Here is an 18,782-nt window from a genome sequence, read left to right as displayed (position 1 = left end):
CCATCGCCGGCATCTGAAAGAAACGGCCCGCGGCGAAGATCGCGGCGGGCCTCATTTCCTATAGCAGGGCTTCCAGCACCCGGTCCGGCGGTTTGTGGCCGTCGGCGAAGGTCTTGATGTTGATGATGACCTTTTCGCCCATATCGACGCGACCTTCGATGGTGGCCGAGCCCATATGCGGGAGAAGCACGACATTGTCGAGTTTCATGAGTTTCGGGTTCAGGGCCGGCTCATGTTCGAACACGTCGAGGCCAGCGCCGGCGATCTCGTTCTTGTCGAGCATGCGGGTGAGTGCATTCTCGTCGACGATCTCGCCCCGCGCCGTGTTGACGATATAGACGTGCTTCTGCAGCAGCTTGAGGCGCCGTGCCGACAGCAGGTGATAGGTGGCCGGCGTGTGCGGGCAATTGACCGAAATGATGTCCATGCGCGAGAGCATCTGGTCGAGGCTTTCCCAGTAGGTCGCCTCCAGGGCCTGCTCGACCGCGGCACTCACGCGGCGGCGGTTGTGGTAATGGACCGAAAGGCCGAACCCCTTGGCGCGGCGCGCGACCGCCTGGCCGATGCGGCCCATGCCGATAATGCCGAGGCGCTTGCCGTAGATGCGGTGGCCCAGCATGCTCATAGGACCCCAGCCTTGCCACTTGCCGGACCGGATGAGGCGTTCGCCTTCCGACACGCGGCGCGAGACGGCCAGGATGAGGGCCATGGTCATGTCGGCCGTGTCTTCGGTGAGGACGCCCGGCGTATTGGTGACGGTGATACCCCGCTGGCGGGCGGTGGCAAGGTCGATATGGTCGACGCCGGTGCCGAAGGAGGCGATGAGGCGCAACTTGTCGCCGGCCTGCGAGAGGACGCCGGAATCGATGCGGTCGGTGACGGTGGGAACCAGGACGTCGGCGATCTTCACCGCCTCGATCAGCTCGGCCTGTGAGAGCGGATGGTCGTCGAGGTTCAATTTCACGTTGAACAGTTCCATCATCCGCGTCTCGATGGCGTCGGGCAGCTTGCGCGTTATCACCACCAAAGGCTTGTTGCTCATTGCTCTCACTTCTCCCGGCACGGATCGGATCGCCCGTTCTGGTGAAGTCGTAGCAAGCGGTTGCCGCTGTTGTCGAGGGGTTGCGCCGACGCAGCCCGGCCGCGGCCTGGAACGGGCCGTTTCCTGGCTTAAATGCGGCCGCAATTGACGCAAAGACGCCGCCGCCGCCCTCTCTTATGGTTTCAATGGCTTGACCGGGGCGTTGCACCCCTTTATCGCGTGGATATGGGCCCGAATCGGACAATCACCACCCACTCTTCCCGCAGCAGGCGGCTGGCACGGCTGGCTTTGCTGACATTGGCGCTGCTCGCCTTCGCCAATCCGGCCTTGATCCGGACAGGTCCCATACCCGGCCCGCCGCCGCTGGATCTCCATCCCGGAATCATGTTCTTCGGCACCGCGCTGGCCCAGGACAAGCTGCCCTTGCCGCGCTTTGCCAGCCTGCAATCGGGCGAGGTCAATATGCGCACCGGTCCCGGCGAGACCTATCCGATCCTGTGGACCTATCAGCGGGCAGGGCTCCCGGTCGAGATCATCGAGGAATTCGATATCTGGCGCCGCATCCGCGACCATGACGGCGTTGTCGGCTGGGTGAAGTCGACCCTGCTCGTGGGCAAGCGCCACGTGCTGGTGCGCGACAGCCAGCGGCCTTTGCGCGAATCGCCGGAAGCCGGCTCCAGACCCGTCGCCCTGGTCGATCCCGGCGTCGTGCTCAAGGTGCTGGAATGTGGTGGCGATTGGTGCCGGCTGGAAGTCCAGGGCCATAAGGGCTGGATGATGAAGACCGAATTCTGGGGCGTCTATGCCACGGAAGCCATCGAGGATTAGGCTGCCCTGGCCTTCCTCAGCCGCAGCACGCGCAGGCGGCTTTCGACATCTTCCTTGTTGAGATAGGCCCCGGCGAGGCGCCGATAGCCGCTATAGGCGTCGCGCGCATGCAACAGGCGCCAATTGTCGAACAGCACGACCGAGCCCGGCGCCAGGCGGCGGCGGTACTGCAGCGAACGTTCGCCCGCGAGCCTGGCGAAGGCCGCATAGGCCTGCTGGAACTTGGCCATGAATGCAGGTTCCAGCGCGAAGGGCGCGCGGTCGAGATTGTTGAAGCTGACCTGGACGAGGCGCCCGGTCGAATCTTCGCGCAAGGCCGGGCGGCGGGCCATCAGATGGATGCCGCGCTCATGGTCGATATATTGCCCCGGCACTTCGACTTGGGTGAGGATGCGGTAAAGCTCCGGCGTTTCGCGGCGCATGATCTCGGCAATACGGAAACCGTCGACGAAGACATTCTCGCCGCCCACGCCGTCGAAGGCCAGGCAATGGAACATCTGGTAGCCGGGCGCATCGAAACTGTAGGTGCCGTCGGTATGCGGCCCGATGGCCAGGGTCGTGTAGGCCGTATCCTTATGCTCCATATTCGCGGTAAAATCCCAATAGCCGCCGAAGATCGTCTCGCGGATGTAGGCGATGCGCCTGGCCACGGCCTGGGTGGCTTCGGGCGTTGCCGGCGTCCCCTCGACGAAGCAGAAGCCGAAACGCCCGATTTTCTCGAGATAGGATTCCAGCGCCGCATCCTCCGCCATCAGCGCGTCATAGGGGACTTGCGGGAAGTCGGCCGAAATTTCCGCATCGTCCCAGGTCGTGACGTCGGAGGCGAGAATGCCGACCGGCTTCAAGGCTTCAGCCAGATCCTCGGCGCCGAAGATGCTCTGATGGCCGTCGGCCCAGGCCAGTTGCAGCTTCTTGCCGCCGGCCCCCAGCTCCAGTACCGCGACCTTGATATCCCGCGGCAGGGCGAAAGTATCGAGCAGGCGCTGCTGGGTCTCGGGATGCCGGCAAGCGGCACAGGAGCAATGGTCGCGCAGCCAGGCCAGCGTGAAGAGATGGGTGCTGCCATTGGCGAAGGCGGTGTCGATGCCCTCGCTGGTCGCAGCGGCGTGGGTGAGGTGGGTCATGGTGGCCTCGCTGGCAGAAGTTGGCTGGACAAAATGTGCTTGCCCGGAGTCTTATTGTACGTATGTATAACACACAAGAGAAATCTGCGTTTGGGGCCAAAATTGGTTCCGTCTTGGAGCCAGATCATATTACTATTGGTTCGCGAAAGAAGCGGAGGCATCGCGCGTGGCTGAAAAAGAACCTAAATTTACCAGAGACTTACCGGAATCCCGCCGACGCCAGCTGATCGAGGCGACCGCGCGCAGTCTGGCACGCCACGGTCTCGATGGGACGACTGTCCGCGTGGTTGCGGCCGAGGCGGGCGTCTCGCCAGGCCTGGTGCGGCATCATTTTGCCGGCATGCACGACCTTATCGCCGAGACTTACCGCTGGACTGGCAAGGAAGTGGAAAAGGCGCTCCGCGCCGCCCTCGCCGCGGCCCCCGACCATCCCGAAGCCAAGCTGCGTGCCTTTGTCGATTCGAGCTTTTCGCCGCCCATGCTGGATCCGGACCTGCTCGGCGTATGGCTCACCTTCTGGAGCCTCACCCGCACGGATTCGGAAATCCACGACATCCACGGCAGGGTCTATGCCGATTACCGCAAGCAGCTGCAGCGCCATATCGCCGGCATGGCCGAGGAACAGAAGCTCGATCTCGACGCGCGGCTCGCGGCCCTTGCTCTGACCGCCCTCCTTGACGGCCTGTGGCTGGAACATTGCCTCGATCCCAGTACCTTCACCGCCGTCGAAGCCTGCCAGATCGCCCATGACTGGGTCGACAATCTGAAGGCCGGCTGGTTCATGGCAGGCGCCAAGCGCGAGGACGCCACCACCCCGGCAATCGCCAAGGCTGGCTGATTACCAAATCTTTCCATAATACGTAACGCGTATTATTCCGGGCGTATGATCGGATCGTTTCGCGATAGGGAAACGTGAGGTCCTCTGGCGGGCTGGCATAGCGTCAGAATCAACGATCAGTGGCGTATCGTCTTTCGTTGGCAGAACAAGCAGCCGGTCGATGTCGGCATTGTCGATTGCCATTAATGAGGCAGACATGAAGCCCATCGTCATTCACCCAGGCGAAGTCCTGCTCGAGGAATTCATGCGACCGCTGAATATCAGCGCCGACGCTTTGGGCCTTGCGCTGCATGTGCCGGCCGATCGCATCCTGGCCATTGCCAAAGGCAGGCACGCGGTTTCGGCGGACACGGCTTTGCGGCTGTCGCGCTATTTCGGCACGACAGCGGAATTCTGGCTCAATCTGCAGGCGCGTTACGATCTCAAAAAGGCAACTGCCGAAGAGGGGTCGCGGATTCGCCAGGAAGTTCGCCCACGCGCCGCCTAGTAGCTCACCCGCGTCAGATAGAGCCCGTCCGGCGGCGATGTGGGACCGCTCGCCGACCGGTCGCGTGCTTCGAGCGCCGCCGTCACATCGTCGGCCGACCATTTGCCTTCGCCGACCAGGCGCAGGGTTCCCACCATGTTGCGCACCTGATGATGCAGGAATGAACGTGCCTCGGCGATTACCTGGATTTCTTCACCCTGGCGCATGACGTCGAGCCGGTCCAGCGTCTTCACCGGCGATTGCGCCTGGCAGAGTGTCGCCCGGAAGCTGGTGAAATCGTGGCGGCCGACGAGGCGCTGCGCCGCCCTGTGCATCGCCGCAGCATCGAGCGGCACGCTCAGGAGCCAGGCCTGGCCGCGGTCCAATGTGAGCGGCGCGCGGCGGTTGACGATGCGGTAGAGATAGGCCCGGCCCGTCGCCGAAAAGCGCGCGTGGAAATCGTCGGCCGCGATCTCGCACGATGTCACGGCGATGGGCTGCGGCTTCACATGAAAGTTGATCGCCGCCATCAGCCGATTGGGTTCGATGGGCTTGCCGATATCGACATGCGCCACCTGGCCCAGCGCATGGACGCCGGCATCGGTGCGCCCCGCGCCGTAGACGAGGCATGCCTCCTGCACCGTGGCAAGGACCGCTTCTTCCAGCGCCTGCTGGATGGAGGGACCGTTGTCCTGGCGCTGCCAGCCGACGAAGGGACCGCCATCATATTCCAGGGTGAGCCTGAAGCGCGTCATGCGGCAAAGCCGGTTCCCGCCGGCACTTTCTGGCCGCGCAGGAAATCATCCGCCCCCATCGCTTTCTTGCCGGCCTTCTGCAGCAAGGTGAGCCTCAAGGCGTTCCGCCCGCAGGCGACGGTGAGTGCGTCGTCGAGGGCGACGCCCGGCGAACCGGACTTTGCCACAATCTCGGCCGCCAGCACCTTGAGGCGCGCGCCGTCCGCCATCAGGCACCAGGCGCCGGGCACGGGGGCGAAGGCGCGGATCTGCCGTTCAATGACGGCGGCATCGCGCGACCAGTCGATCGCGGCCTCGGCAGGCGAGATCTTGGCGGCATAGGTGATGCCCTCCGCCGGCTGCGGCACAGCCGCCGGCAAGGGTGCGGCGAGAATCTCGACGATGAGGTGGGCACCCATTGCCGCCAAGGCATCGTGCAGCGCGCCGGCATTCATCGCCTTGCCGATAGCAAGTTCTTCCCGCCGCAGCATGGCGCCGGTATCGAGCCCCTCATCCATCTGCATGATGGTGATGCCCGTCTTCTCGTCGCCGGCGAGGATGGCGCGCTGGATGGGGGCGGCGCCCCGCCAGCGCGGCAGCAGGGAGGCATGGATGTTGAGGCAGCCCAGGCGCGGCGCATCCAGCACCGGCTTGGGGAGCAGCAACCCATAGGCGGCAACCACGGCGATGTCGGCACCGATCGCGGCGAATGCGGCCTGTGCCTCCGCCGATTTCAACGAGACCGGCGTGCGCACTGGAAGGCCATGCTGTTCGGCCAGTATCTGCACCGGTGATTTCCTGAGGTCCTGCCCGCGCCCGGCCGGTCGCGGCGGCTGGCTGTAGACGGCGGCAACCTCATGCCCAGCCGCGATCAGCGCCGCCAGCGACGCTGCCGCGAAATCCGGCGTGCCCATGAAGATGACCCGCATCGGACGCGCTCGTCAGGCCGGAACGCCGCCGGCGCCCGCTTTCTTGGCTTTGAGCAATTTGCGCAGGATGATGTTGCGCTTCAATGAGGTGAGATGATCGATGAACAGCACACCGTCGAGATGGTCGATCTCGTGCTGCACGCAGGTGGCCAGCAGGCCCGTCGCGGTGATCTCGCGCACCTCGTTGTTCTCGTCGAGATATTTGACGATACAGGAGGCCGGCCGCACCACATCGGCGTAGTGGTCCGGCACGGACAGGCAGCCCTCATTATACTCGGCATCGTCGTCGGAGACCCAGACAATCTCTGGATTGGCCATGCGCAAGGGTGCCGGCGCTTCATTCTCGCCCGCGATATCGAGCACGATGACACGCTTCAGCGCGCCGACCTGCGGAGCGGCAAGGCCGATGCCGGGGGCCGCATACATCGTCTCCAGCATGTCGTCCATCAATTGGCGGATCCCATCGTCGACTGCCGCGACGGCCTCGGATTTCTTGGCCAGGCGCGGGTCGGGTGCGACGATGATCGGTAGTTTGGCCATGGTGATTCCACTGATCGTTCAGAAGCTCAAGCGAGGGCGGCCCCTCACCCTAACCCTCTCCCCGCAAGCGAGGCGAGGGGATCCACCGAGCTCCAAGAGGAAGCCCCTCGCCCCTCCGGGGCGAGGGGTTGGAGTGAGGGGGCCTGCGCCGGTTCTCGGTTTCGCGCTTTACCTATGGATTCCGCGGGCTATCGTCAAGCGAGGTGGGGTGCCGGACTGCCCCGATTCGCCCCATTGGGGGCCAGGACTTAAGGTTTCACCATGAATTCGAGCCCGATGCTGGCACTCCTTGCCCTCATTGCCCTGCTGCTGGTGGCAGTGCTGGTCTTCGTCTGGCGCGCGCACCGGCCGGCCGCCGCCCCCGCGCCCGACCCGCGCCTGGACCAGCTGGCGGGGCAGCTGCAATCCCTGGTGAGCGCCCAGGCGGCGGCCCAGGCGGCCATCGACCAGCGGCTCGATCAGCGCCTCAACCAGCTTTCCGACAGGGTGCATGAGCGCCTAGCGCTATCGGCGACCGAGGCCGGGCAATCCTTGGGCGAATTGAAGGAACGCCTTGCGGTCATCGACGCGGCGCAGAAGAACATCGCCGAGCTTTCCACCCGCATGGTCAGCCTGCAGGATATCCTCTCCAACAAGCAGGCGCGCGGCGCCTTCGGCGAGGTGCAGCTGGCCGACATCGTCCGCACGGTGATGGCGCCGGTGAATTACGAGTTCCAAGCACAGCTTGGCGACGGCAAGCGCGTCGATTGCCTGCTGAAACTCCCCAATCCGCCGGGCGCCATCGGCATCGATTCCAAGTTCCCGCTGGAATCCTACCGCGCCATCCGCGATGCGGCGGACGATGCGGCACTCGTCCAGGCGCGGCGCGAGTTTTCGACGGCCATCCGTCTCCATGTGAAGGCGATCGCCGAAAAATACATCGTGCCCGGCGAGACGGCGGATTCGGCGCTGATGTTCGTTCCTTCCGAAGCGGTCTATGCCGAGATCCACGCCAATTTCCCCAATCTGGTCGAGGAGGCCGGGCGGGTGCGCGTCTGGATCGTCTCGCCCACCACGCTGATGGCAACGCTGACCACCATGCGCGCGGTCTTGAAGGATGTGCGCATGCGCGAGCAGGCCCATGTCATCCAGGCCAAGGTGAGCGAACTGGCCAAGGATCTCGACCGCCTGGACACGCGCGTGGGCAAGCTGCAGCAGCACTTCGACCAGGCGGTGGAGGATGTGCGCCAGATCCGCATCTCGACCGACAAGGCGCTGAAAAAGGCCGACGACATCGAAAGCGTCGGCCTGGAAGCACCGGAAACGGTCGCCCTGCCCGCGCCGGCCCCGGCGCCTGGAGCGAAAGACTGACCGCAGGCGGGCCAAGGCCATCCTTGAATCGCCACAATTCGCCCCTACATTCCCAAAGCTTTCTGGTTGTGTAACAATCAGTCACGTCATCGCTTTGGGGGAAGCCTTATGCTCAGTACGTTCGCGATCTTCGTCATCGTCCTTCTGGCCGTTGCCATCCTGCTGGTTTTCATGGGCATCAAATCGGTGCCGCAGGGCCGCGAATGGACCGTCGAGCGCTTCGGCCGCTATACGCAGACCTTGCGGCCCGGGCTCAATTTCATCATCCCCTTCTTCGACCGCATCGGCGCCAAGATCAACATGATGGAATCGGTTCTCGACGTGCCGACCCAGGAAGTGATCACCAAGGACAATGCCATGGTCAGCGTCGACGGCGTCGTCTTCTACCAGGTGCTGGATGCCGCCAAGGCCGCTTACGAAGTCAACGACCTCGAAAACGCGATCCTCAATCTCACCATGACCAACATCCGCACGGTGATGGGCGGCATGGATCTCGACGAGCTCCTGTCCCTGCGCGACAAGATCAACGCGCAGCTCCTTCACGTCGTCGACGATGCGACCCAGCCCTGGGGCATCAAGGTGACGCGCATCGAAATCAAGGACATCGCACCACCCAAGGACCTGGTCGAAAGCATGGGCCGGCAGATGAAGGCGGAACGCGACAAGCGTGCCGCCATCCTGGAAGCCGAAGGCCTGCGCCAGTCGGCAATCCTCAAGGCCGAGGGCGAAAAGCAATCGGCGATCCTCAAGGCCGAGGGTGAAAAGGAAGCCGCCTTCCGCTCGGCCGAAGCCCGCGAGCGCCTCGCGGAAGCGGAAGCCAAGGCCACCGCCGTGGTCTCGGAATCCATCGCCAAGGGCAGCGTGCAGGCGGTCAACTATTTCCTTGGCCTGCGCTATACCGAGGCCCTGGAGAAGCTTGCCGGCGCCCCCAACCAGAAGGTCATCCTGATGCCGCTCGAAGCCAGCAACGTGATCGGCGCCCTGGGCGGCATCGCGGAACTGGCCAAATCAGCGCTGGGCGATCGCGACGATACGCGCCGCTCCAGCCTGCCGCGCCCGTAAGGCGGGAGGGGCAGCCATGAACGAGATCGAATTCAATTTTCAGCTGGAGTTCTGGCATTGGCTGATCCTCGCCGCGGCTCTTGCGGGGATCGAAATCCTGACGCCCGGCTTCTTCTTTATCTGGCTGGGCGGTGCCGCCTTGATCACGGCGGTGGTTGCATTGATGGCGCCGGCGCTCACCTGGGAAAACCAGGTGCTGATCTTCGCCCTGCTGTCGGCCGTTTCGGTGCTGGGCTGGTATCGTTTCCGCCACCGACTGGTCATTGCCAGCGACGACAAGACCCTCAACCGCCGCGGCGAACAATTGCTCGGGCGCAGCGCCACGCTTTCCGAGCCCATCGTCAACGGCCGCGGGCAGATCCGCATCGACGACACGGTGTGGCGCTGCGAGGGCGAAGATCTGGCGGCGGGCACCAAGGTGAAGGTCGTCGCCATGCATGGCGCCGTGGTCGCGGTCGAAAAGGCCTGACGCCCGATGCTGGGAACATGCCCCTAGGCGTGTAAGGCGATTCACAATTTTTAAACTTTCTCGCGCTCATCCTGTGCCGCGCTCGGTGCGGCCGCGAAGCCGCGCCGCTGCGCCTGCCCGCGGATATCCGGTCGCGCGGGCGGATACATAAAATACAGGGAAAGAGCGATTCCGTGAAAGTATCCGGTGCCAATATCGACGAACTCACGCAGAAGGCCGAGCTGGAATTCCATGACGAGGCGACGACGCGCCTTGCCGAGATGAACCGGCTCCTCGATGAGATTGCGGCCAAGGGCGCCGACGACGATAACGCACCGGCTCTGCTGGAGCATGCGCATAATCTGCGCATCACCGGCGGATCCTTCGGTTTCCCGGCGGTGGCATTGGTCGCCCAGCGCCTCGAAGGCTATCTCAACGATTCGGGCGACTGGACCGATAAGACGCAGCGCGACGTACAGGATTTCTGCGACGCCCTGGGCCATCTGCTGGAACGCAAATCCCAGCCCGACGATGACGAGATCGCGCATCTGGTGCGTGGCCTGCCGTCGCTGGTGAGCCGCACCTTTTCACCGGGCGATGTCGAGATCCGCAACGTCGAAATCCTGCTGGTCACGCCGGCGCGCGCTGTCGCCAAGATCCTCTCCAAGCAGATCATGGCCTGCGGCTACCGTGTCAATTCCGTGCACGATCCGATCGAAGGCCTCACCACCGCTTTGCGCCTCCGCCCCGACATGGTCATCACGTCGCAGGTGATGAAGGGGCTAACTGGCGTCGACCTCATCCGGGCTTTGAAAGCCGTCGCAGTCACCGAAAAGATCCCCTGCGCGGTCCTCACCAGCCAGGAACTCGATTCCGCCGATTTCAGCCGCCTGCCCCAAGGCAGCCCGGTCCTCCGTTCAGGCAGCAACTTCGCCGACGATTTCGCGAAGGTCGTGACGCAGCTTGGGTTGGGGTGAGACTCGTCGCCGACACCCCAGTCCCGCTCTCGCAAAAGCCCCGCTCTCGCAAAGCTAATGATCGCACGAAGGTCTTTTAGGGCAATAATTCTGCCTTAATTTCGCGAACATTCACGCCATCTCCATCATTAACCATTCCTTTGCCTTAATGGCTAAAGATCGGCTCTAATGTTCTGGGCTTGATCCGGCGCCGGTCAGGGGAAACGAGGCGGCGCCGCGGTCGGTAGGAGGGTCATGAACGCCACGTCGTTGCAGGGAACCGGCACGGGCGAGGAGAGGGCGATGCCTTGGCTGGCGAGCTATCCGCTTGAGGTGGACGGCGCGACCCCCATCGATGCAAAGCCGGTCTACCGGCTGCTCGACGACAGTGCGGGCCACCATCCCCACAATGACTGCATCGACTTCCTCGACAAGCGCTACACCTATGCCGAGGTGAAGCGCGAGAGCGACCGGGTGGCCAAGGGGCTGCAGCAGATCGGCCTAAAGCCCGGCATGCGGCTGGGCTTGTTCCTGCCCAATTGCCCTTACTTCGTCATCTTCTATCACGGTGCGTTGAAGGCGGGCGCGACCCTCGTCAACTTCAACCCGCTTTACGCCGAGCCCGAAATCGAGCGGCAGATCGCCGATGCCGAAGTCGATTTCATGGTGACGCTCGATGTCGCCCAATTGCTGCCCAAGCTCGACGCAGTGCTGGCCAAGTCGCGGGTGAAATCGGTCATCGTCTGCCCGATGGCGCACCAGCTGCCGTTCCCGAAGAACCTGGTCTATCCCTTCGTCATGCGTTCGTCCCATGCGCGCATGAGGATCGACAGCCGGCACATCGCCTATAAGGATCTGGTGCATAATGACGGCGCCTATCAGCCTGTCGAGATCGATCCGGCCGTCACGGTGGCATTGCTGCAATATACCGGCGGCACGACGGGCGTTCCCAAAGGCGCCATGCTATCCCACGCCAATGTCTATGTGAACGCCATCCAGTCGAAGCGCTGGTTCTATACGGTCGACAAGCCGACATCGAAGACGATCGGCGTGCTGCCGCTGTTCCACGCCTTCGCCATGACCTGCGTCATGAACTGGACGCTGTCGGTCGGCGGCTGCATGATCCTGGAGCCGAAATTCGACACGCTGCGCCTGTTGCGCCTCATCCATGCCAAGCGCCCGACCGCATTGGTCGGCGTGCCGACCCTGTTCAATGCTCTGCTCAATTTTCCGCAGTTCAAGGATTTCGACCTCACCTCCCTGGTCTTTGCCATTTCCGGCGGCGCACCCTTGCCGGCCGAGGTCAGGAAGAAGTTCGAGGAGGAAAGCGGCTGCCGCCTCATTGAAGGCTATGGCCTTTCCGAGGCGTCACCGGTCTGCTGCTGCAATCCCGTGAATGATGGCGGCAAGGCCGGCTCGATCGGCCTGCCCTTCCCCTTCACCTCCTGCGAGATCGTGTCCCTCGATGACGGCGAGACGCGCATGAGAACGGGTGAAAAAGGCGAGATCTGCTTTCGCGGACCCCAGGTGATGCTGGGTTACTGGAAGCGGCAGAATGCGACGGACGAGGTCATCAGGAACGGCTGCCTGCACACCGGCGATGTCGGCCATATCGACGAAGAGGGCTTCGTCTTCATCACCGACCGCCTGAAGGAGATGATCAACGCCTCCGGCTTCAAGGTCTATCCGCGTGTGATCGAAGAAGCGATCTACCAGCACCCCGCGGTCAAGGAATGCGCCGTGATCGGCATCGACGACCCCTATCGCGGTCAGAATATCAAGGCCTTCATCGTCCTGAAGGATGGGATGAGCTGCAACCAGGAAGCCATGGATACGTTCCTGGAAAGCCGCCTCTCCAAGATCGAGAAGCCGCGTTTCTACGATTTCCGCGCCGATCTCCCGAAGAGCATCATCGGCAAGATATTGAAGAAGAATCTGGTGGACGAGGAAAAAGCCCGCGCCGCCAATAAGGAGAAACTGTGATGAAAGACGCCGTCATCGTGGGCTATCAGCGTTCGCCCTTCCATTTCGCCAATAAGGGCGCGCTGGTCAAAGTACGCCCCGACGATCTCGCCGCCGCCGTGGTGAAAAGCCTTATCGCCAGGACCGGGATCGACACCAAGGATGTCGAGGACCTGTTGGTGGGCTGCGCGTTCCCCGAGGGCGAGCAGGGCTTCAACGTGGCGCGCCTGATCGGCATGATCGCCGACCTGCCGCAATCGGTCGCCGGCGCCACGGTCAACCGGTTCTGCGGCTCCTCCATGCAGGGCATCCATATGGCGGCCGGCGCCATCGCACTTGGCGCGGGCGAGGCGTTCCTCTGTGCCGGCATCGAGAGCATGACGCGCGTCCCCATGCTGGGCTTCAACCCGATGCCGAACCCGGCGCTCAACGAGCGCCTGCCGGCCGCCTATATCTCGATGGGCACCACGGCGGAGAATGTCGCCAACAAGTACAAGATCAGCCGCGCCGAACAGGAAGCCTTTGCCGTCGAAAGCCAGGTGAAGGCCAGTGCCGCCCGCGCCGCCGGCAGGCTGAAGGACGAGATCGTGCCGATCCAGGCCGGCAAGGAGATGGTCGCCGAAGACGGCACCATCCGCGACGGCACCACGGCGGAAGCATTGGCCGGGTTGAAGCCCGCCTTCGACGCCAACGGTTCGGTCACGGCCGGCACCTCCTCGCCGCTGACCGACGGGGCCGCCGCCTGCCTCGTCACCTCGATGGATTATGCCAAGGCGCACGGGCTTCCCATCCTCGCCAAGATCCGCGCCGTGTCGGTCGCCGGCTGCGCGCCGGAAATCATGGGCATCGGCCCGGTCGCGGCGACGCAGAAGGCGCTGAAACGCGCCGGGCTCACCATCGACGATATCGACATCATCGAACTCAACGAGGCGTTCGCCTCGCAGTCGCTGGCCTGCATCCGCGATCTCAAGATCGATATGAAGAAGGTCAATCTCGACGGCGGCGCCATCGCGCTCGGCCATCCGCTGGGCGCCACCGGTGCCCGCATCACGGGCAAGGCCGCCTCGCTGCTGAAGCGCGAGGGCAAGAAATTCGCTCTCGCCACGCAATGCATCGGCGGCGGCCAGGGCATCGCCACCATCCTGGAGGCCGTCTGATGCCCATCCAAAAAGCCTGCGTCATCGGCGCCGGCGTGATGGGGGCGGGCATCGCCGCCCAGATCGCCAATGCGGGCGTGCCCGTGCTGCTGCTTGATATCGTGCCCAAGGAGGGAGCGGACCGTTCCGCCATCGCCAAGGGCGCCATCGAGAAACTGCTGAAGGCCGATCCGGCGCCCCTGATGTCGAAGGCGGCGGCAAGGCTCATCACCCCCGGCAATATCGAGGACGATCTCGGGTCATTGGCCGATGTCGATTGGGTGGTCGAGGCGATCATCGAACGCCTCGACCTGAAGCAGAGCCTCTATCACAAGCTTGAGGGCAAGCGGAAGAAAGGCTCGATCCTGTCCTCCAACACCTCGACCATTCCCTTGAAGACCCTGGTCGAGGGCATGCCGGAGAGCGTGCAGTCCGACTTCTGCATCACCCATTTCTTCAACCCGCCGCGCTATATGCGCCTGCTTGAGATCGTCGGCGGGCCGAAGACGCGGCCCGAGGCGCTCAAGGACATCGGCGATTTCGGCGACCGGATGCTGGGCAAGACCATCGTCCAGGCCAAGGACACGCCGGGTTTCGTCGGCAACCGCATCGGTGTCTTCTGGATGCAGGCGGCGGTGACTGCGGCGCTCGACCTCGACCTCACGATCGAGGAGGCGGATGCCATCATGGGCCGCCCCATCGGCGCGCCCAAGACGGGTCTCTTTGGCCTGCTCGATCTGGTCGGCCTCGATCTGATGCCCCATGTCGACAAAAGCATGGCGAGCCTGCTTGCATCCGACGATGCCTATATGAAGCTGCGCCGCCCCTGGCCGCTCCTCGAAAAGATGATTGCCGACGGCTATACGGGCCGCAAGGGCAAGGGTGGCTTCTATCGTCTCAACACCGAAGGCGGCGGGAAGGTCAAGGAATCCATCAACCTCAAGACCGGTGCGTATGCGCCGAGCGATCGCGCGCGCCTCGACTCCGCCGACGCCGCCAAGGGCGGCTTGAAGGTGCTGGTCGAACATAAGGACAAAGGTGGGCAATATGCCTGGCGCGTACTCTCCGCCCTGCTCTCCTACGCGGCGTCGCTGGTGCCGGAGATCGCCGACGATGTGGTCGCCATCGATCAAGGCATGAAGACCGGCTACAATTGGAAGCGCGGGCCTTTTGAGATGATCGACCAGATGGGTGCCGCCTGGTTCGCGGAGAAGCTGGCGGCCGAAAACATGCCGGTGCCGCCCTTCCTTGCCACGGCGGCGAAGGCCGGCGGCTTCTACCGCGTGGCGGGCGGCCAGATCGAACATCTGATGCCGAGCGGCAGCTACACCAAGCTCGCCCGCCCCGAGGGCGTATTGCTGCTCTCCGACATCAAGCTGGGCGCCAAGCCGATCCTCAAGAACGGCTCGGCCTCGCTGTGGGACATTGGCGACGGTGTCGCCTGCCTCGAATTTCACAGCAAGATGAATGCGCTCGACCCCGACAGCCTGGCCCTGGTCAAGCAGTCGGTCGACCATGTGGCCAAGAAGATGAAGGCGCTAGTCATCCATAACGAAGCCGAGAATTTCTCCGTCGGCGCCAATATCGGCCTCGCCCTTTTCGCCGCCAACATCGCCATGTGGCCGATGATCGACGACATGATCGGCACCGGCCAGTCGGCCTACAAGGCGGTGAAGTTCGCTCCCTTCCCCGTGGTGGGTGCCCCAAGCGGCATGGCGCTGGGCGGCGGCTGCGAGGTGCTCCTCCATTGCGCCGCGATCCAGGCCCATGCCGAGACCTATATGGGCCTGGTCGAGGTGGGCGTCGGCCTCATTCCCGGCTGGGGCGGCTGCAAGGAGATGCTGCTCCGCTACCAGCCCGGCCCCAAGGACCCCAAGGGCCCGATGCCGCCGGTGGCTCAAGCCTTCGAGGCGATCTCGCTCGCCAAGGTGGCGAAATCCGCGGCCGAGGCGAAGGAGCTGAAATTCCTGCGCGCCGGCGACGGCATCAGCATGAACCGCGACCGCCTGCTCCACGATGCCAAGGCCAAGGCCCTGGCGATGCTGGCCGCCGGCTACCAGCCGCCGCAACCCGCCGAACTGCGTCTGCCCGGCCCGACCGGCCGCACGGCGCTGCAATTGGCGGTCGAGGGTTTCGCGCTCCAGGGCAAGGCATTGCCGCATGACGTGACCGTCTCCGACGCGCTGGCCGAGGTGCTGACCGGCGGCAAGACGGATTTCACGGATGTGATCGCCGAAGACCAGATATCGAAGCTGGAGAAGAAAGCCTTCATGACCCTGCTCCGCACCGGCCCGACCTTGGCGCGCATGGAACACATGCTGGGCACCGGCAAGCCGCTGCGGAATTGATGAGGATGGATTTGTGGCATACACCCCCTCTCCCTAACCCTCCCCGACGTTGGGGGGAGGAAATTCGAGCCAGCTTGAACGCGAACGCCACCGCGAGCTCGGTCGGACTCCCTCCCCCCAACGTCGGGGAGGGTCGGGGAGAGGGGGCTGTCGCAGAAGAGGATCGAAAACATGCCCGCCTATAAAGCCCCCTTGCGCGATATTCAGTTCGTGCTGACCGAAGTGCTGCAACTGGAAAACCTGCCGCAGCAGATTCCGGATTTCGTGGAAGCGACGCCCGACCTTGTCGCCACCATTCTCGAGGAAGCGGCGAAGTTCTGCGAGAACGAGCTGCAGCCCTTGAACCATTCTGGCGACGAGGAAGGCTGTCATTTCGACAAGGGCACCGTCACCACGCCCAAGGGCTTCAAGGAGGCCTACGCCAAATTCATCGAGGCCGGCTGGACGGGTCTACCCTGCGATCCGGATTATGGCGGGCAGGGCTTGCCCAAGCTGGTCAATTTCGCTGTCGAGGAGATGATCTGCTCGGCCAATCTTTCCTTCGGCATGTATCCGGGGCTTTCCAACGGCAATTACAACGCCATCCACGCCCATGGCTCCGACGCGCAGAAGGCGCTCTATCTCCCTAAACTGGTCGACGGCACCTGGACGGGTACGATGTGCCTCACTGAACCCCATTGCGGCACGGATCTGGGCCTCTGCAAGACGCGGGCGGAAGCCAATGCCGACGGTTCCTACAAGCTTTACGGCACCAAGATATTCATCTCGGCGGGCGAACATGATCTGACCGAGAACATCGTCCATCTGGTGCTGGCGCGCCTGCCCGATGCACCCGCCGGCATCCGTGGCATCTCGCTGTTCGTCTGCCCGAAATTCCTGCCCGACGCGGAAGGGAAGCCCGGCGCCCGCAATCCGGTCGCCTGCGGCTCGATCGAAAAGAAGATGGGCATCAAGGCGTCATCCACCTGCGTCATGAATTTCGACGGCGCGCAAGCCTGGCTGGTCGGCCGGCCGCACAAGGGCATGTCGGCCATGTTCACCATGATGAACACGGCACGCCTCGCGGTCGGCATGCAAGGGTTGGGCATCGCCGAGGCCGCCTATCAGGGCGCTGTAACCTATGCCCGCGACCGCTTGCAGATGCGGGCCCTCACCGGCGCCAAATCCCCGGAGAAGCCCGCCGACCCGATCATCGTGCATCCGGACGTGCGCCGCATGCTGCTGACCATGCGCGCCTTCACCGAAGGCTGCCGCGCGCTTTCCTATTGGGTGGGGCGCGAGCTCGACGTCTCGCTGCATCACCCGGACCCCGAAAAGCGCCAGGAGGCCGACGATCTGGTGGCTTTGCTTACCCCCATCGTCAAGGCGTTCCTGACCGACCACGGCTTCAACGCCGCCAATCTGGGCGTGCAGATCTATGGCGGCCACGGCTATATCCGCGAATGGGGCATGGAGCAGCTGGTCCGTGATGCACGCATCACGCAGATCTATGAAGGCACCAACGGCATTCAGGCGCTGGACCTGGTCGGGCGCAAGCTGCCGACCGGCACCGGGCGCCTGGCGCGGCGCTTCTTCCATCCGGTGAGCGACTATATCGAGCAGGCAAGCGAGAAGCCCGAGATGGCGGAATTCGTTCTGCCGCTGGCCAAGGCCTTCGCCAAGCTGCAGCAAGCGACGGCCTGGATCGCGCAAGCTGGCCTTGCCAACCCCAATGAAGCCGGTGCCGCCGCCACCGATTACCAGCGCCTCTTCGCCTTGGTGGCCCTTGGCTATATGTGGTGCCGCATGGTCGAGATCGCGCTTGCCAAGTCGGGCGAGGACAGCGACGGCTTCTACGCGGCGAAAGTGATGACGGCGCGTTTCTATTTCGCACGGCTGCTGCCGGAATCGAATTCGCTCTTCACGACCTTGATGGCCGGTTCGGACTCCTTGATGGCGATGTCGGCCGAAGCCTTCTGACGAGACATGCGCGCCACAATACTTAACCGATTTTAAGACACTTCCCGTCTTGCGCGGTCTTTGTCACGCCATCTGAATCATAGGTTGTAAATCGGCGAATCTCATCACAGCCATCTCACAGCTGGGAGATTCTTCTCACAACGGAACTGTCGCATTTTCCAGGCATTCTGACCGCATTGGCGACGCCGAGTCGGAGGCGATGACTCAATCTCCGAAGACTTAAGGCGCTTCGCTCACACGGGACGGGACGCTCATATGCGGCACTTTGCGACGACGGGGGCAGGGAAAACCTGCACCGTAGCGACGGTGGTGTTTGGCCTGGCGGCCGGGGCGGTTCTTCTTTCGGCGGAGCCGGCTTCGGCCGGGATGGACGAAGGCTCGCTCGGCTATCGCCTGGGCATCAGCCTCACCCAGTTCAAGAACATGAAGCTGCCCTTCAAGGATCTGCCCAAGGACGCCACGGTCAAATGCGGCGACGATCCGGATTTGAAGAACCGCATGGTGGGCTATGTCGCCCGCGACGAGGCGCGCTACGAAAGTGTGGGCGTTCTCACCTGCCGGGTCGTGGCGCCAGATCCCGCCAACCTGTCCTGGTGGCGCCCGGTCGAATTCGAGATCAACGGCGTCAAGTCGCGTCTGCGCTTCGACTTCATGGAAGTGGCCGCGCGCGGTAGCGCCGGCGACGAGGAAGCGGCCGTCACGCCGGCCAGCTACGACGATACCGGCTTTTCGGACGCGCTCTATGGCGGCAACGACATCACCGCCGGCAGCACGCAATACACTTTGGTGGCAGCCCGGCTGACGCCGGTCCGCGCCAAGGACGGCTACAAGCTGATGGCCGGCCTCAACGAGCGGCTGGGCGATTCCGTGGTCAAGCGCGACCGTGTCGAGATCGCCCCCGGCATCGCCTTCAAGATGGATGTCCCCACCTGGCAGCGGGGCAATGTCACCGTGGCTGCCTGGGATCCTTCGGAACTCGGCCATTACGACCTGGTCTTTACCATGACCAGCGCCAGGGACAGCCTGCAGTCCAAGCTCGACGATATCGAGTAACGATGCC

The 18,782-nt window shown here is 63.6% G+C and carries 17 protein-coding genes; 12 read left to right on the top strand and 5 right to left on the bottom strand.

Features of this window, described 5'->3' with window-relative positions; all coding sequences use genetic code 11:
- Positions 1–58: 58 nt before the first annotated feature.
- Positions 59–1,042, bottom strand: coding sequence for a 2-hydroxyacid dehydrogenase (locus tag ACE3TY_RS12205; RefSeq protein WP_374653316.1), 984 nt, complete (start codon positions 1,040–1,042; stop codon positions 59–61).
- A gap of 288 nt (positions 1,043–1,330) precedes the next feature.
- Between ACE3TY_RS12205 and ACE3TY_RS12200 the strand changes: the two genes are divergently transcribed.
- Positions 1,331–1,870: an SH3 domain-containing protein gene (locus ACE3TY_RS12200; RefSeq protein ID WP_374653315.1), complete on the top strand. Its 540-nt coding sequence runs from the start codon at positions 1,331–1,333 to the stop codon at positions 1,868–1,870.
- Here ACE3TY_RS12200 and ACE3TY_RS12195 read toward each other — a convergent pair.
- On the bottom strand, positions 1,867–2,994 hold the full coding sequence (locus ACE3TY_RS12195; RefSeq protein WP_374653314.1) for a trimethyllysine dioxygenase: 1,128 nt from the start codon (positions 2,992–2,994) through the stop codon (positions 1,867–1,869). The genes ACE3TY_RS12200 and ACE3TY_RS12195 overlap by 4 nt on opposite strands.
- A 166-nt stretch (positions 2,995–3,160) precedes the next feature.
- Here ACE3TY_RS12195 and betI point away from each other — a divergent pair, with 166 nt between their 5' ends.
- The gene (gene betI / locus ACE3TY_RS12190) at positions 3,161–3,832 is read left to right on the top strand and encodes a transcriptional regulator BetI (protein WP_374653313.1); all 672 of its coding nucleotides are present in this window, start codon (positions 3,161–3,163) and stop codon (positions 3,830–3,832) included.
- A gap of 196 nt (positions 3,833–4,028) precedes the next feature.
- On the top strand, positions 4,029–4,319 hold the full coding sequence (locus tag ACE3TY_RS12185; protein ID WP_374653312.1) for a HigA family addiction module antitoxin: 291 nt from the start codon (positions 4,029–4,031) through the stop codon (positions 4,317–4,319).
- On the opposite strand, the gene truA is transcribed toward ACE3TY_RS12185, so the two are convergent.
- The 3 genes from truA to def are packed head-to-tail and all read right to left on the bottom strand — an operon-like array spanning position 4,316 to position 6,501.
- Entirely contained in the window at positions 4,316–5,053 is a 738-nt protein-coding gene (truA, locus tag ACE3TY_RS12180) for a tRNA pseudouridine(38-40) synthase TruA (protein ID WP_374653311.1), read from the bottom strand. The two genes, ACE3TY_RS12185 and truA, sit on opposite strands and share 4 nt — an antisense overlap.
- A complete protein-coding gene (gene fmt / locus ACE3TY_RS12175) occupies positions 5,050–5,961 on the bottom strand; it encodes a methionyl-tRNA formyltransferase (RefSeq protein WP_374653310.1) in 912 nt (303 codons plus the stop codon). The genes truA and fmt overlap by 4 nt, the downstream gene beginning before the upstream one ends.
- A 12-nt stretch (positions 5,962–5,973) precedes the next feature.
- Positions 5,974–6,501, bottom strand: a complete 528-nt coding sequence (gene def / locus ACE3TY_RS12170) for a peptide deformylase (protein WP_374653309.1) — start codon at positions 6,499–6,501, stop codon at positions 5,974–5,976.
- A gap of 261 nt (positions 6,502–6,762) precedes the next feature.
- Here def and ACE3TY_RS12165 point away from each other — a divergent pair, with 261 nt between their 5' ends.
- From ACE3TY_RS12165 to ACE3TY_RS12125, 9 genes are all read left to right on the top strand, one after another.
- Positions 6,763–7,851 carry a DNA recombination protein RmuC gene (locus ACE3TY_RS12165; RefSeq protein WP_374653308.1) on the top strand — a complete coding sequence of 363 codons (1,089 nt, stop codon included), beginning with the start codon at positions 6,763–6,765 and terminating at the stop codon, positions 7,849–7,851.
- 108 nt (positions 7,852–7,959) lie between these two features.
- Positions 7,960–8,913 (top strand): SPFH domain-containing protein, encoded by a 954-nt coding sequence (locus ACE3TY_RS12160; protein WP_374653307.1) that lies wholly within the window; start codon positions 7,960–7,962, stop codon positions 8,911–8,913.
- A gap of 16 nt (positions 8,914–8,929) precedes the next feature.
- Positions 8,930–9,382, top strand: a complete 453-nt coding sequence (locus tag ACE3TY_RS12155; protein ID WP_374653306.1) for an NfeD family protein — start codon at positions 8,930–8,932, stop codon at positions 9,380–9,382.
- A gap of 173 nt (positions 9,383–9,555) precedes the next feature.
- The gene (locus tag ACE3TY_RS12150; protein ID WP_374653305.1) at positions 9,556–10,338 is read left to right on the top strand and encodes an Hpt domain-containing protein; all 783 of its coding nucleotides are present in this window, start codon (positions 9,556–9,558) and stop codon (positions 10,336–10,338) included.
- A 234-nt stretch (positions 10,339–10,572) separates the two neighbouring features.
- Positions 10,573–12,300: a long-chain fatty acid--CoA ligase gene (locus ACE3TY_RS12145; RefSeq protein WP_374653304.1), complete on the top strand. Its 1,728-nt coding sequence runs from the start codon at positions 10,573–10,575 to the stop codon at positions 12,298–12,300.
- On the top strand, positions 12,300–13,436 hold the full coding sequence (locus tag ACE3TY_RS12140) for an acetyl-CoA C-acyltransferase (protein ID WP_374653303.1): 1,137 nt from the start codon (positions 12,300–12,302) through the stop codon (positions 13,434–13,436). Before ACE3TY_RS12145 ends, ACE3TY_RS12140 begins: the two co-directional genes overlap by 1 nt.
- Positions 13,436–15,763, top strand: coding sequence for a 3-hydroxyacyl-CoA dehydrogenase NAD-binding domain-containing protein (locus tag ACE3TY_RS12135; RefSeq protein WP_374653302.1), 2,328 nt, complete (start codon positions 13,436–13,438; stop codon positions 15,761–15,763). Before ACE3TY_RS12140 ends, ACE3TY_RS12135 begins: the two co-directional genes overlap by 1 nt.
- Positions 15,764–15,934: 171 nt before the next feature.
- The gene (locus tag ACE3TY_RS12130; protein ID WP_374653301.1) at positions 15,935–17,722 is read left to right on the top strand and encodes an acyl-CoA dehydrogenase C-terminal domain-containing protein; all 1,788 of its coding nucleotides are present in this window, start codon (positions 15,935–15,937) and stop codon (positions 17,720–17,722) included.
- Between the two features lie 255 nt (positions 17,723–17,977).
- Positions 17,978–18,775, top strand: coding sequence for a hypothetical protein (locus ACE3TY_RS12125; protein ID WP_374653300.1), 798 nt, complete (start codon positions 17,978–17,980; stop codon positions 18,773–18,775).
- The last annotated feature ends 7 nt before the right edge of the window (positions 18,776–18,782 follow it).

It is taken from the genome of Dongia sp. (assembly GCF_041918875.1).
Classification (GTDB): Bacteria; Pseudomonadota; Alphaproteobacteria; order Dongiales; family Dongiaceae; genus Dongia.
The sequence above is the reverse complement of the archived record's forward strand: the minus strand, read 5'-3'. Positions and strand labels throughout refer to the sequence as shown.